We start from the raw sequence: 13309 nt of genomic DNA, 5'->3' as shown, positions 1-13309 counted from the left end.
GGCTCTCTTACACGCTACCGGCGCGGGCGCAACCGCCCAGACAGTGCCATGAACCCCATCGTCCTCATCCCGGCGCGTATGGCCGCCACCCGCCTGCCGGACAAGCCGTTGGCGGACATCGGCGGCGTACCGATGATCGTCCGCGTCCTGCGGCAGGCGCAGGCCGCCGGCGCGGGCCCCGTGGCGGTTGCGGCAGGCGATCCCGAGATCGTGGCGGCCGTCGAGGCGGCGGGCGGCCGCGCGGTGCTGACCGACCCCGACCTACCCTCGGGCTCTGACCGGATCCTGGCGGCGCTGGACGTGCTGGACCCGGCCGGCGAGCGGGACGTGGTGATCAACCTCCAGGGCGACATGCCGTTCGTGGAGCCGGACGTGATCACCGCCTGCGCGGGACTGCTGGCCGAGCAGCCGGCGTGCGACATCGCCACCGTGGTGGGGCCCGAGGCCTCGCCGGCAGACCGCGCCAATCCCGACGTGGTGAAGGCGGTCCTGGCGATGTCGCCCGGGGGGCGAGAGGGCCGCGCCCTCTACTTCACACGCTCCACCCTGTACGGCGACCATTCGATCTGGCGGCATGTGGGCATCTACGGCTACCGACGCGACGCGCTCGTCCGGTTCAACGCCGCCCAACCGTCGCCTCTCGAGCGGCGGGAGAAGCTGGAGCAGCTACGCGCGCTGGAGCTCGGGCTGTCGATCTGGGCGACGGTGGCGGACGCCGCCCCGATGTCGGTGGACACGCCCGCCGACCTGGCCGCCGCACGACACTTCGCCAACACCATCGGGGGACCTCCATGAGCAAAGGCCGCATCGCCTTCCAGGGCGAGCTGGGCGCCAACAGCCACGAGGCCTGCGCGACCTTCTTCCCCGACCATGAGCCCGTGCCGCACGCCAGCTTCGAGGACGCCTTCGAGGCGGTGAAGTCCGGCGACTGCCAGCTGGGCATGATCCCGGTGGAGAACTCGATCGCCGGCCGGGTGGCCGACGTGCACCACCTGCTGCCGTCGTCGGGGCTGAAGATCATCGGCGAGCGGTTCAAGCCGATCCACTTCCAGCTGATGGTCAATCCGGGCGTGACGCTGGATCAGGTCACCACGGCCGTCTCGATGCCGATCGCGCTGGGCCAGTGCCGCAAGACGCTGCGCAAGATGAAGCTGAAGACCCAGGCGGCGGGCGACACGGCCGGCGCGGCCAAGGAGCTGGCGGAGCATCCCGATCCCACCAAGGCCGCGGTCTCGCCGGCCCTGTGCGCCGAGCTGTACGGCCTGGAGATCCTGGCCCGCGACCTCGAGGACGAGCACAACAACACCACACGCTTCCTGGTGATGACCGCCGAGAAGGCGCCGGCTCCGCCGCCGTTCACCAGCCCCTGCGTGACCAGCTTCATCTTCCGGGTGAAGAACCTGCCGGCGGCGCTCTACAAGGCGCTGGGCGGGTTTGCGACCAACGGCGTCAACATGACCAAGCTCGAAAGCTACATGGAGAACGGGGCGTTCACCGCCACCTTCTTCTACGCCGAGGTCGACGGCCGGCCCGAAGACATCGGCGTGGCGCGCGCCTTCGAGGAACTGGGCTTCTTCTCGGAGCGGTTCGAGATCCTGGGCGTCTATCCGGCCGACCCGTTCCGGGCGAAGGCCTAGCCCTCTTCGACCCCTATTCCTCCACCCAGGCCTTCAGCAGCTGGTGGGCGATGGCCATGGACGTCGGCGCCATCACGCCGTCGTAGCCGCCGGCAAGGATCTGCCGGGCCTGGTCGCGGGTGAACCAGCGCACCTCGGCAAGCTCGGTCTGGTCGGGCGTTCCCTCGTCATCCTCGACCTCGGCGATCAGGCCGATCATCAATGACGACGGATAGGGCCAAGGCTGGGAGGAGTGGTAGCGAACGGTCCGGGTGCGCAGTCCGGCCTCTTCGGCCAGCTCGCGCGCACAGGCCTCCTCGATGCTCTCGCCGGGCTCGAGGAAGCCGGCCAGCGCCGAAAACATCCCTTTCGGCCAGAGTTCCTGGCGGCCCAGCATGCACCGGTCGCCGTGCACCGGAAGCATGATCACGACCGGGTCCGTGCGCGGGAAGTGCTCGGCCTCGCAGGACGGGCACTGGCGCTTCCAGCCGCCGTCGCGGGGCTCGGTCGGTTCGCCGCAGACGGCGCAGCGGCGGTGCCGGCGGCGCCACTCGAACATGGCCTTGGCGGTGGCGCAGATGCCCGCTTCCGCCGGCGTGAGCTGCAGGGCGATCTGGCGAAGGTCCTGGAAGACGCCGAGGCCCTGCAGCGGGCCGTCGGTCGGGTCGGCCTGCCCCTCCAGGTCGACGGCGAAGACGGCGGTCTCCTTCCAGAGGCCCAGGAACAGCAGCCGCTCGGGGCCGCCGGCCAGCTCGCCGGCGAGCCGCGCGGGCAGGTAGGCGATCTGGACGCCGCCGGAGGCCCCGGAAGCGCCGTCCGCCTTCTCGACCAGGGGGCGGCCGTTCCACATGGCGAGGCCGAGGGACTCGGCGCTGCTCAGGTGCGAAGCGATCCAGGCGGCGTCGGGACGGCGATCGCTGACGCGGTCCAGCGGGTTGCCGGCGAAGGTGTTGAGGAAGGCGGAGAGGGCCATGGTCCTGTTGTAGAGCGCGTGCGGAACGCGCGATAGCCCGCGTCCCTGGGGGATGGGACGCGGGCCACGCGGCGGTCGAGGGGACTGGCGCGCCCCTCTAGGCCGCCTGCTTCCACTGCGGGAGCAGTTCTTCGTGCGGCCAGGCGGCGGGGACCGGCTCGGCGACGGGGCCGCCAGCCAGTTCGTTCGCGAAGCCGTGGTTCACGTCGCGGTGGTGGGCCTCGTCGGCGCGGACCACCTCGACCACGTCACGCAGGCGGGCGCCGGCGGGCAGGTTCCAGTAGTCGAGGGCGATCTTGGGGGGCCGGCACGTTCTCGCTGCGGCCCTCGTCGATCTCGGCGAGGTAGTGGGTGTAGCTGACCACCGCCTCTTCCTCGAAGTAGCCGACGACCCGGTGGGCGGTCTTGCTGCTGACCAGGTAGAGGCCGAAGAAGAACAGATAGAAGACCCACTGGACGGCGACGACCACGAAGCGCTCGAAGAGGGTCGGCTTGCAGACCTCGATGAACGTCATCAGGTGCATGCGCTCGTTCTCGGCCTCGTCCATCAGTGTCTTGATCCAGCCGCGGTCGTCTTCCATGCGGCGCAGGCACTTCAGGTGGTTGAGGGTGGCGCCCACCATGCCCGGCACGGCGGCGACGGTTTCGAGCACCACCGCGCGGTGGCCGTAGCGCTTGGCGAAGAAGGTGTCGGCGAAGAAGCGCAGGGCCTTCACGAAGCCATAGGCGATGCGGTCAGACGCGCCCTTTGGCTGGTGGTGTACCGTGAAATCGACGTTCTCGAGGGCGGCGGCGGGGGCCTGGCCAGGCGCTTGCGCGGCGAAGGCGGCGGGAGCGGTCATCTGCGTACTCCGGACTGGGATCTCGTTCGTGTGGCCAGGGAGATACCCATCGAACCGGCCGCGCGAAATTCGGGGCCTCTCCTTACGTAGTCGCCCGGAGGACTTGGCCGTGGGTCTGCCGCCAAGCGCCAGCGTAGGAACGATCGCGGCTTCGCCGGGTTGGCAGGCCACGCTCCGGCGTTCGGAGCGTCCCCCAACTCAAGGAAGGAACGCGCCATGAGCGAGTGGAACAGGAACGATCGCGATATGCGTCGCTTCGAGAGCGACGACCGCACCCGGGATTGGGAGGACGGCGACCGGAATTACCGCGGCCAGGGCGGTCGCGGCGGCCGCGAGCCGCGCAGCTTCTACGGCGGCGAGTCCGGCCAGAGCTACAGTGGCCAAAGCCACAGTGGTCAGGGCTCCAGCGGTCAGGGCTACGGCTACGGCGAGCGGCAGAACCGGGGCGCGCCCGGCTATGCCCAGAGCGGCCAGGGCTATGGCGGACAGAGCTATGGCCAAGGCTACGGCGGCGCCGGCCACCCCGGTCAGAGCTACGGTTCGGGGGAAAGCCACGGCCAGTCCGGCCAGAGCTTCGGACAGCAAACCTGGGGCGGACGCAGCTTCGGCGGACAGGACCGGCGCGGCGGCCACGGCGGCGGTCACGGCGACTGGGAGCACGACCGGCGTGACCAGCGGTACGGCGGCTCGTCCGGCTATGGCCACTCCCACGGCGAGAGCGGCGGCCAGTTCGGCGACGCCAACGAGGAAGTTCGCCGCGTCGCCGACGGGGACGAGCCCAGCGGCATGCGGCGGATGTTCGGCGCGATAGGCATGGGCCAGCATCGCGGCAAGGGCCCGAAGAACTACACCCGCTCGGATGACCGCATCCGCGACGACGTCAACGACCGGTTGGCCGACGACTCGTGGCTGGACGCCTCCGAGATCGACGTAGCGGTGTCGAACTGCGAGGTGACGCTGACCGGGACCGTCGACAGCCGCGAGGACAAGCGCCGCGCCGAGGACCTGGCCGAGCAGGTCTCGGGCGTGAAGCACGTGCAGAACAATCTGCGTATCCAGTCGCAATCGAGCTCCAGCGCCATGGGTTCGTCGATGCAGGGCTCCTCGACAACGGGCTCCTCGACAACGGGCTCTTCGACAACGGGCGCGGCCGGCAGCGGCGTCGGCGACCGCAGCTCGTTGGCCAGCGGCACGACTTCGACCGGTTCGACGGTCGGCTCGAACAAAACCAACTAAGGTCCCTGCAGGCCTGATGGAGGGCGGCCCCGGCGACGGGGCCGCTCTTTTTCTTAGCCTGGCCGGCCCCACGGGAACCTTAGCCGTAGACGCGGGTTTGGCAGGCGCCGGGGAGGCTTGCCGTTGCCGAAGTACCAGTTTGTTCCGATCGCGCCCGACGGGCGCCGCGGCGAGGCCGTGGCTGTGCCTGCGTGGGACGACGCCGTGGCCATGAAGCGGGCCCTCATCCTGCCGCCGAGCCTCCCGGGCGCGGTGGCCTGGGACATCTGGCGCGGCGTGAAGCATGTCGCCTGCATCGCCGCGCCCGTCGACGTGGGGGGCCGGGCGGAGGCGGCGGACCTGCCGGCCCCGGTCCCGGCGCAGGCTCAGGCGGCCTGACCCATGTGGCTCGATGTCCAGGCCCGGCTGACCTACGACTTCGCCGAACCCTGCGAGACGCTGCTGCTGATCGAGGCCGCGCGGGGCGCGGACCAGGCGGTGCACGCCGAGCGCCTGAGCCTGTCGCCGGAGGGGACCGTCGCACGGCTGGACGACAGCCTGTCCGGTGAGCGGCGGGCGGTGATCCAGGCCCAGGGCCGCATGGAGATCGCCTACGAGGCCACCGTCGAGGTGACGGCGCGCGACCACACCCTGAAGGGTGCGGCCGCCAGCCCGATCCGGGAGCTGCCCGGCGAGGCGCTGCGCTATCTGCGGCCCAGCCGCTACTGCCCCTCCGACCGGTTCGAGCGGTTCGTGGCGCGTGAATTCGGCGACCTGGCCGGCGGCGACAAGGTTGAGGCGATCCTCGACTGGATCTGCGCCCACGTCGATTACGAGGCCGGCGTCAGCAACGCCTCAACGACGGCGGAGGACACCTTCGCCGACCGCGCCGGGGTGTGCCGCGACTTTGCACACCTGGCCATCAGCCTGTGCCGTGCGGCCGACATCCCTGCTCGGGCGGTGAGCGCCTATGCCTGGAAGCTGGAGCCGGCCGACCTGCACGCGGTGGTCGAGGTGTTCGTCGGCGGCCGCTGGCGGCTGGCCGACGCGACGCGGAAGGCGCCGGTCGAGGGCCTGGTGCGGATCGCCAGCGGCGCCGACGCCGCCGACATCGCGTTCATGACCATCTTCGGTCGGGCCGAGCTGGTCAGCCAGAGCTTCGCGGTGCGCGAGACGCCCGGCCGGGGCTAGCCCCCGAAGATCCAGCCCTCCCCCAGGGCCGAGAGCGAGACGCCGACCAGCACCACGCTGGCCCCGCCGCTGACGCTGACCACCACGTCGGCGCCGACCTGGGCGGTCGTCCAGGTGTAGCCGGCCTCCACGCGGAGCCGGTCGCCCTCGCCGAAGTTGAAGTCGAGGATGCGGTCGAGCCCGGCTTCGCCGAACACGTGGAAGGTGTCGGCGCCGGCGCCGCCGGAGATGGTGTCGTCGCCGCGGTCGCCCCAGATCAGGTCGTTCCCGGCGCCGCCGAACAGCAGGTCGTTCCCCTGGCCGCCGCGGATCCAGTCGTCGCCGCCGCCGCCGTAGCAGGTGTCGTTCCCGAGGTTGCCGTAGACGACGTCGGCCGCGTCGTCGTCGCCGCCAAACAGCAGGTCGGCGCCCTGGCCGCCGACGACCCAGTCGCCGCCGGCGCCCGCCGTCGACGGTGTCGTCGCCCGTGTTGCCGTGCAGGTCGTCGAAGCCTTCGCCGCCGAAGAGGCTGTCGTTGCCGGCCTCGCCGCGCAGGACGTCCTGGCCCTCGCGGCCGTCGAGCCGGTCGTCGCCGGCGCCGCCCATGAGGATGTTGTCGCGCCAGTCGCCCAGCAGCGTGTCGTTGAAGGCGGTGCCGACCGCGTTCTCGATACTCTTGTAATGGTCGACCAGCTGGCCGGCGTCACGCCAGGCGCCGGTGTAAAGGTCGACGCCGATCGCGGTCGTGAGGTCGGAGTAGTCGACGGTGTCGAAGCCGTCGCCGCCGTCCAGGATGTTCGAACCCTCGCCCGGCTTCAGGACGTCCTCGCCGGCCCCGCCGTCCAGGATGTCGTCGCCCGCGCCGCCGACCAGCTCGTCGCCGCCGCCGAGACCCGAGAGGGTGTCGTCGCCGGCAAGTCCGATCAGCAGGTCCGCCTCGGCTCCGCCCTCCAGGCGGTCGGGGTGGGGCGTGCCCGTGATGATGGCCATGATCTCCGCTCCAAGCTCCGAGCGGCCGCTGAGCAGAGCTTGGCCGCTGCGGTCGATCAATTCCAAGCGGAGCCGTTGGGTTCCCGACCGGGAACCCAAGCGTCTTTCAAAGGGTCAGGAGGGACGCGGATCGATCCGTCACGATGGCGGACGACCGCTGCCTAACGGCAGCGGAGGTCGCCCTTGTCGATCTCGCGGCCCAGCAGCGCACCGCCGGCGGCCCCGAGGATCGTGCCGGTGGTGCGGTCACGGCCGCCGTCGATCTCCCGACCCAGCAGGGCGCCTACGGCGGCGCCGATCACCAGCCCCGTCGTGCCGTTGTCCCGCTTGCAGTAGTAGCGCCCGTCCGAGCCGCGCCAGACGTTGTCGTAGGAGACGCGGCGGGGTTCGTAATAGCGGCCGCGGTCGTCGTAGATGCGCTCCTTGGCCCGGCGGCCGTGGGCGGGCGCGTGTCCCGGCGGATCGGCCGCGGCCGGCAGGGCGGGAACGGCGACGGCGGCGAGAACCGCGGCGACTACGAGTTTGCGCATGAGAGAAGGCCCCCAGACTGTCGGTTGTTACGCTGCGGCCTCGTTCGCGACGCCGTGTGGCGGGACTGGGGCGCGAGCGGGGCGGAACTGTGCGGCGGCCGCTGCGGGCTTGCCCTCCCGCCCCTCTGACGCCATATAGCGCCTCGGAGATCGGCGGCGGACGAGCGCCTCGCCAACCTGGTCAGGTCCGGAAGGAAGCAGCCACAACGGGTCCCGCTTCGGGTTGTCGTTCGGTCTCCACCTCTTCCCCAAAATTGAACGTCGGCGGTGTCCGTAGCGCGCGGTCTCTCGTTGGGAGCGCTCAGGCCGCAGGCCTAGGGTCGGCGGATGCGTATGGATCGGCGTGACGCCCTGACCCTTGGACTGGCCTCGCTCGGGGCTGTTGGAACGGCCGGCGCCGCGAGCGCCACGCAGCCTGCCGCCACCTGGGGCGTCGGTCCGGAGGGTCAGCGCAGGGCCGATCGCGGGGACGGGACCTTCCTGAACCCGATCCTGCCCGGCGACTGGCCTGATCCTTCAATCTTGAAGGATGGTCGCGACTACTACATGACCTTCTCGTCGTTCGAGGCCTATCCAGGCTTGCAGGTATGGCGCAGCCGCGACCTGGTGAACTGGCGGCCGCTGGCGGCGGCGCTGACGCAGAACGTCGGCTCGGTGTGGGCGCCGGAGCTGATCAAGCACGAGGGGCGCTACTTCATCTATTTCGCCGCCAAGGCGCCCAACCGCAACCGCACTTGGGTGGTGTGGGCCGACCGCATCGACGGGCCGTGGAGCGCGCCGGTCGAGCTGGGCCTCCCGACCTACATCGACCCCGGCCATGCGGTGGACGCCAGGACCGGCGAGCGGTGGCTGTTCCTGTCGGGCGGCGACCGGGTGAAACTGTCGCCGGACGGACTGTCGCTCGCGGGCCAGCCCGAGCACGTCTACGACCCCTGGCGCGGCTATCCCGAGGACTGGGACATCGAGAGCTTCTCGCCCGAGGGCCCGAAGATCACCCGGCGGGGCGACTGGTACTATCTGATTACCGCCGTGGGCGGGACGGCGGGGCCGCCGACCGGGCACATGGTGATCGCCGCGCGGTCGAAGTCGCTCAAGGGACCGTGGGAGGATCATCCGAAGAATCCCCTGGTGCGGACGGAGAGCCTTGCCGAAAAATGGTGGTCGCGCGGCCACGCGACCCTCGTGGAGGGCCCGGCCGGCGACTGGTGGGCGGTCTACCACGGCTATGAGAACGGGTTCTGGACGCTGGGCCGGCAGGCGCTGCTGGCGCCGGTGACGTGGGACGCGGACGGCTGGTTCGAGATCGGCGGCGGAGATCTGTCGGAGCCCCTGCCGAAGCCGCGGGGCGGCGAGGCGGAGCCGCACGGGCGGGCTTTGTCGGACGACTTCCGCCAGGACCGGTACGGCCTGCAATGGAGCTTCTTTGCGCCGGACCCGAACGAGGCCAGGCGGATCACACGGGGCGATGGCGTGCTGACGCTGCAGGGGGCGGGCATCGCGCCGTCCGAGCGGCTCGCCGCTGCTGACGGTCGTCGGCGACCCGGCCTACGAGATCGAATGCGACATCGAGATCGATCCCGGCACCACGGCGGGCCTGATCCTGTTCTACGACAAGCAGCTCTATTGCGGCCTGGGCTTCGACGCGCAGCGGTTCGTCACCCATCAGTACGGCGTCGAGCGCGGCCGACCCGCCAATCCGCATGGGCGGCGCATGAAGATGCGTCTGCGAAACAACCGGCACATCGTCAGCTTTTGGACCAGCGGCGACGGCGGGACGACGTGGGCGAAGTTCGACCGTGGGATGGAGGTCTCGGGCTATCACCACAACGTCCGCGGCGGGTTCATGATGCTGAAGCCGGGTTTCTATTCGGCGGGTCGGGGCGCGGCGCGGTTCCGCGATTTCCGGTACCGGGCGCTGTAGGGGCGGTTTCCCCTTCCGTTCACCGGGTGCGAGCCATTAGATGGCGGCGATGGTGGACGACGAAGAGATTCCTGAGCGGGATCCGAACACGGGCGACATGTTCGGCGCCGCGCCCCCCGCCTGCGCCGCCTGCGCAGGAGGAGGGCTCGTCGGCCTATACCGTCATCGCGCGGAAATACCGGCCTCGCCGGTTCGAGGACCTTTACGGCCAGGAGGCCATGGTCCGGACGCTGCGCAACGCCTTCGCCTCGGGACGGATCGCGCACGCCTTCATGCTCACCGGCGTCCGCGGCGTGGGCAAGACGACGACCGCGCGCCTGCTGGCCCGGGCGCTGAACTACGAGACCGCCACCGTCCACGAGCCGTCGCTGGACCTGGCCGAGGAAGGGCTTCACTGCCGGTCGATCATCGAGGGCCGGCACATGGACGTCCTTGAGCTGGACGCCGCCTCGCGCACCGGCGTGAACGACATCCGCGAGCTGCTGGACGGGGTGCGCTATGCGCCCGTAGAGGCCCGCTACAAGGTCTACATCATCGACGAGGTCCACATGCTGTCGACGGGGGCGTTCAACGCGCTCCTGAAGACGCTGGAGGAGCCGCCGCCGCACGCCAAGTTCATCTTCGCCACCACCGAGATCCGCAAGGTGCCGGTGACCATCCTGTCCCGCACCCAGAGGTTCGACCTGCGCCGGGTCGAACCCGAGATGCTGGTCAAGAACCTGGAGATGATCTGCGAGAACGAGGGCGCCCGCGTCGAGGCCGAGGGACTGATGCTGATCGCCCGGGCCGCGGAGGGTTCGGTGCGCGACGGCCAGTCGATGCTGGACCAGGCGATCGTCCAGGCCGAGCCCGGCCAGACGGTGACGGCGGCCACGATCCGCGACATGCTGGGCCTGGCCGACCGGGCGCAGACCATCGCGCTGTTCGAACAGCTGATGCGCGGCCAAGCGGGCGAGGCCATCGAGACGTTCCGCACGCTGTACGGCTACGGCGCCAACCCCGATCAGGTGATGCTGGACCTGCTGGACCACGTGCACGGGGCGAGCGTGGCCAAGGCCATCGGGCCGAACGCCCTGGTCATGCCGAAGGAACAGGCACAGCGGCTGGCGGCGGTCGGCGCAGCGGTGTCGCCCGGCATCCTGTCGCGCATGTGGCAGCTGACGCTGAAGGCCTACGAGGAGGTGCGCCGCGCGCCGGACGCCGCGGCGGCTGTCGACATGGCCCTGATCCGGCTGGCCTATGCGGCTGATCTGCCGGGGCCCGAGGAGGCGCTGAAGAAGCTGCAGTCGGGTGAGCCGCTCGGCGGTGGTCCCGGCGGCGGCGGCGGAGGCGGCGGGAGTGGTGGCGTCCCGCAGGGCGGCGGCGCCACGGCCGTGGCCCGGCAGGTGATGCCGCAGGCTCAGGCCCAGCCGGCGGTGACGCTGCAGAGCTTCGAGGACGTGCTGAAGCTCATCGACCAGAAGCGCGACATCACGCTGAAGCTGGACGTCGAGCGGTTCGTCCGCCCGATCAGCTTCCGGCCGGGGGCCATCGAGTACGAACCCGCGCCGGGCACGCCGCGCGACCTGGCCCAGCGGCTGGTGGCGCGACTGCGGGAATGGACCGGCGAGCGCTGGCTGATCTCGGCCCAGGGCGGCGGCGGCGCCGAGAGCCTGTGGGAGAAGCAGAAGCGCGAACAGCGCGAGGTGCGCGAGAAGATCGAGCAGGATCCCTTCGTGCAGTCGGTGATGAGCGCCTTCCCTGGCGCCGAGATCGTCGGCATCCGCACGACCATCCAGCCGGAAACGACCGAGGCGGCCGAGCCCCCGCCGGAAGCCGAGGACGACGAGGAGTAGCGTAGCGATGAAAGACCTGAACTCGCTGATGAAGCAGGCCCAGGCCATGCAGCAGAAGCTGGCCGACGCCCAGAACAGGCTGGCGGAGCTGGAGGTGGAGGGCACCTCGGGCGGCGGCATGGTGAAGGTGGTGCTGAAGGGCACGGGCGAGCTGGCCAGGGTCGACCTGGACGAGAGCCTGATGCAGCCAGGCGAAGGCGAGGTCGTGGCCGACCTGGTGGTCGCCGCCCACGCCGACGCCAAGCGCAAGCTGGACGCCCAGCAGGCCGAGCTGATGCGGGAAGCGGCCGGCCCGCTGGCCGGCATGGGCCTGCCGGGGATGCCGAAGTTCTAGGTGGCGGCTTCCGCGGGACCTGAGATCGAGCGGCTGATCGGCCTGCTCGCCAAGCTGCCGGGGCTCGGGCCGCGGTCGGCGCGGCGCGCGGCGCTGGCCCTGCTCAAGCGGCGCGATCAGCTGTTGCTGCCGCTGTCGGACGCGCTGGCGGAAGCGGCGGCGCGGGTGAAGACCTGTCAGGTCTGCGGCTCGCTGGACACCCAGGACCCCTGCGCCATCTGTTCGGACAACGTTCGCGACGGAAGCCTGATCTGCGTGGTGGAGGAGGTGGGCGCCCTCTGGGCCATGGAGCGGGCTGGCGCCTTTCGCGGGCGGTATCACGTGCTGGGCGGACTGCTGTCGGCGCTGGATGGCGTCGGGCCCGACGCCCTGCGGGTCGGGCCGCTCGTTGGACGGGCGAGCGACGCGGGCGTGCGCGAGGTGATCCTGGCCCTGCCGGCGACCGTCGACGGCCAGACGACCGCCCACTATCTGGCCGAACGGCTCTCCGCTGCGGACGTCGCCGTGACCATGCTGGCCCGCGGCGTGCCGGTCGGCGGCGAGCTCGACTGGCTGGACGACGGCACAATCGCCCAGGCCATGCGCGCCCGGCGGCCGGCGTAGAACCGACTCACGGAATCTGATAGGAACGCAGCATGAACATGCTGCTGATCCTCGTGCTGGCGCTGGCGGTCGTGGCCGCGGGCGCGGTCGTCTGGGCGCTGAAGGCGCAGATGCGCGTCGCCGCCGCGGAACTGCGGGCGAAGATGCTGGAGGAGCAAGGCGAGCTGCTGCGCAGCCAGCTCACCCAGTCGGCGACCAACGTCGCTGAGGAAATCCTGCGCAAGAACGAGGAGCAGGTGCGCAGCCGCGAGCAGCTGGCCCAGGCCCGGCTCGAGGCGCAGCTGAAGCCGGTGGCCGAGACGCTGCAGAAATTCCAGGAGCAGGTGGCCCAGGTCGAGAAGCAGCGGGCCGAGGAAGCCGGCGGCCTGAAACAGCAGATCACCCAGCTGCTGCAGGCTTCGACAGCAACGCAGGAGGAGGCGCGCAAGCTCTCGGCGGCGCTGCGCCGCGGCGCGGGCGTGCAGGGTCGGTGGGGCGAACAGACCTTGCGCAACGTGCTGGAGGCCGCCGGTCTGTCGGCGCGCTACGACTTCGACGAACAGACCTCGACCGACACCGAGGAGGGCCGGCGCAGGCCGGACGTTACCGTGCGCCTGCCGGGCGGCGGCGTGTTCGTGATCGACGCCAAGTGCTCGCTGAACGCCTTCCTGGAACTGCAGGAGGCGCTGGACGACGCCGCCCGCGATGGGGCGGGCCTGCGGCACGTGGCCTCGGTGAAGAACCACATCCAGGGGCTGTCGGCGAAGGCCTACTGGGACCAGTTCGACGCCTCGCCCGACTTCGTGGCGATGTTCGTGCCGCTGGATAGCGCGCTGGCGGCGGCGCTGGACCGCGCCCCCGACCTGATGACCGAGGCGATGGACCGCCGCGTCGTTATCGTGACCCCGACGACCTTGTTCGCGCTCTGCAAGGCCGTGGCCTACGGCTGGCGCGTGGAGGAGCAGGCGGCCAACGCCCAGAACATCGCCGAGCTTGGCAAGGAGCTCTACAAGCGCATCGCGGTGATGGGCGAGCACGCAGGCTCGGTCGGCAAGGCGCTGACCGCAGCCGTCGAGCGCTACAATCGCTTCGTGGGCTCGCTGGAAAGCCAGGTGCTGACCCAGGCCAAGCGCTTCGAGGACCTGAAGGTCGACCACCAGGGCAAGGAGATCGCCGAGCTGCCGCCGATCGAGGTGGGCGTCCGTGCGCTGTCGAAACTCTCGGACGAAGAACAGCCAACCGTGCGACTGGCCGCCGGCCAGGGGGCGTAGGCGCTTCTCCCACCTTGACGCTCAGGAATT

13 protein-coding genes, 1 other RNA gene and 4 pseudogenes are annotated in these 13309 nt (G+C 70.6%); 11 read left to right on the top strand and 7 right to left on the bottom strand.

Features of this window, described 5'->3' with window-relative positions:
* The first annotated feature begins 48 nt into the window (after positions 1 to 48).
* A complete protein-coding gene (locus LRS10_RS04390) occupies positions 49 to 795 on the top strand; it encodes a 3-deoxy-manno-octulosonate cytidylyltransferase (protein ID WP_257836178.1) in 747 nt (248 codons plus the stop codon).
* The gene (locus LRS10_RS04385) at positions 792 to 1637 is read left to right on the top strand and encodes a prephenate dehydratase (RefSeq protein ID WP_257836177.1); all 846 of its coding nucleotides are present in this window, start codon (positions 792 to 794) and stop codon (positions 1635 to 1637) included. The genes LRS10_RS04390 and LRS10_RS04385 overlap by 4 nt, the downstream gene beginning before the upstream one ends.
* A gap of 13 nt (positions 1638 to 1650) precedes the next feature.
* Here the strand turns inward: LRS10_RS04385 and nudC are convergent, their stop codons facing one another.
* From nudC to LRS10_RS04370, 3 genes are all read right to left on the bottom strand, one after another.
* On the bottom strand, positions 1651 to 2589 hold the full coding sequence (gene nudC, locus LRS10_RS04380) for an NAD(+) diphosphatase (protein ID WP_257836176.1): 939 nt from the start codon (positions 2587 to 2589) through the stop codon (positions 1651 to 1653).
* 97 nt (positions 2590 to 2686) lie between these two features.
* Positions 2687 to 2845, bottom strand: a complete 159-nt coding sequence (locus LRS10_RS04375; RefSeq protein ID WP_257839081.1) for an alternative oxidase — start codon at positions 2843 to 2845, stop codon at positions 2687 to 2689.
* Positions 2838 to 3431 carry an alternative oxidase gene (locus LRS10_RS04370; protein WP_257836174.1) on the bottom strand — a complete coding sequence of 198 codons (594 nt, stop codon included), beginning with the start codon at positions 3429 to 3431 and terminating at the stop codon, positions 2838 to 2840. Before LRS10_RS04370 ends, LRS10_RS04375 begins: the two co-directional genes overlap by 8 nt.
* A 216-nt stretch (positions 3432 to 3647) precedes the next feature.
* On the opposite strand from LRS10_RS04370, the gene LRS10_RS04365 reads away from it, so the two are divergent.
* The 3 genes from LRS10_RS04365 to LRS10_RS04355 all read left to right on the top strand — a co-directional run bounded on the left by LRS10_RS04365 (position 3648) and on the right by LRS10_RS04355 (position 5837).
* Positions 3648 to 4667: a BON domain-containing protein gene (locus tag LRS10_RS04365; RefSeq protein WP_257836173.1), complete on the top strand. Its 1020-nt coding sequence runs from the start codon at positions 3648 to 3650 to the stop codon at positions 4665 to 4667.
* Between the two features lie 123 nt (positions 4668 to 4790).
* On the top strand, positions 4791 to 5045 hold the full coding sequence (locus LRS10_RS04360; protein ID WP_257836172.1) for a hypothetical protein: 255 nt from the start codon (positions 4791 to 4793) through the stop codon (positions 5043 to 5045).
* A 3-nt stretch (positions 5046 to 5048) separates the two neighbouring features.
* A complete protein-coding gene (locus tag LRS10_RS04355; RefSeq protein ID WP_257836171.1) occupies positions 5049 to 5837 on the top strand; it encodes a transglutaminase family protein in 789 nt (262 codons plus the stop codon).
* On the opposite strand, the gene LRS10_RS04350 is transcribed toward LRS10_RS04355, so the two are convergent.
* The 4 genes and pseudogenes from LRS10_RS04350 to LRS10_RS04335 all read right to left on the bottom strand — a co-directional run bounded on the left by LRS10_RS04350 (position 5834) and on the right by LRS10_RS04335 (position 7336).
* Positions 5834 to 6034 (bottom strand): hypothetical protein, encoded by a 201-nt coding sequence (locus tag LRS10_RS04350; RefSeq protein WP_257839243.1) that lies wholly within the window; start codon positions 6032 to 6034, stop codon positions 5834 to 5836. The two genes, LRS10_RS04355 and LRS10_RS04350, sit on opposite strands and share 4 nt — an antisense overlap.
* Before the next feature lie 54 nt (positions 6035 to 6088).
* Positions 6089 to 6235: pseudogene (locus LRS10_RS04345) on the bottom strand (calcium-binding protein); the annotation flags it as partial.
* A gap of 82 nt (positions 6236 to 6317) precedes the next feature.
* Positions 6318 to 6806, bottom strand: a pseudogene (locus LRS10_RS04340) (calcium-binding protein); the annotation flags it as partial.
* Between the two features lie 161 nt (positions 6807 to 6967).
* Positions 6968 to 7336: a glycine zipper 2TM domain-containing protein gene (locus tag LRS10_RS04335; RefSeq protein WP_257836170.1), complete on the bottom strand. Its 369-nt coding sequence runs from the start codon at positions 7334 to 7336 to the stop codon at positions 6968 to 6970.
* A 144-nt stretch (positions 7337 to 7480) separates the two neighbouring features.
* On the opposite strand from LRS10_RS04335, the gene ffs reads away from it, so the two are divergent.
* From ffs to LRS10_RS04305, 6 genes and pseudogenes are all read left to right on the top strand, one after another.
* An RNA gene (ffs, locus tag LRS10_RS04330) (signal recognition particle sRNA small type) lies at positions 7481 to 7579 on the top strand.
* Between the two features lie 84 nt (positions 7580 to 7663).
* Positions 7664 to 9257: pseudogene (locus LRS10_RS04325) on the top strand (family 43 glycosylhydrolase).
* Positions 9258 to 9297: 40 nt separating this feature from the next.
* A pseudogene (locus LRS10_RS04320) lies at positions 9298 to 11092 on the top strand (DNA polymerase III subunit gamma/tau).
* 7 nt (positions 11093 to 11099) lie between these two features.
* On the top strand, positions 11100 to 11426 hold the full coding sequence (locus LRS10_RS04315; protein WP_257836169.1) for a YbaB/EbfC family nucleoid-associated protein: 327 nt from the start codon (positions 11100 to 11102) through the stop codon (positions 11424 to 11426).
* Positions 11427 to 12029, top strand: coding sequence for a recombination mediator RecR (gene recR, locus LRS10_RS04310; RefSeq protein ID WP_257836168.1), 603 nt, complete (start codon positions 11427 to 11429; stop codon positions 12027 to 12029). It abuts the gene before it with no gap.
* A 32-nt stretch (positions 12030 to 12061) separates the two neighbouring features.
* Positions 12062 to 13279 carry a DNA recombination protein RmuC gene (locus LRS10_RS04305; protein WP_257836167.1) on the top strand — a complete coding sequence of 406 codons (1218 nt, stop codon included), beginning with the start codon at positions 12062 to 12064 and terminating at the stop codon, positions 13277 to 13279.
* The last annotated feature ends 30 nt before the right edge of the window (positions 13280 to 13309 follow it).

Source organism: Phenylobacterium sp. J426 (genome assembly GCF_024699945.1).
Classification (GTDB): Bacteria; Pseudomonadota; Alphaproteobacteria; order Caulobacterales; family Caulobacteraceae; genus Phenylobacterium.
The sequence above is the reverse complement of the archived record's forward strand: the minus strand, read 5'-3'. Positions and strand labels throughout refer to the sequence as shown.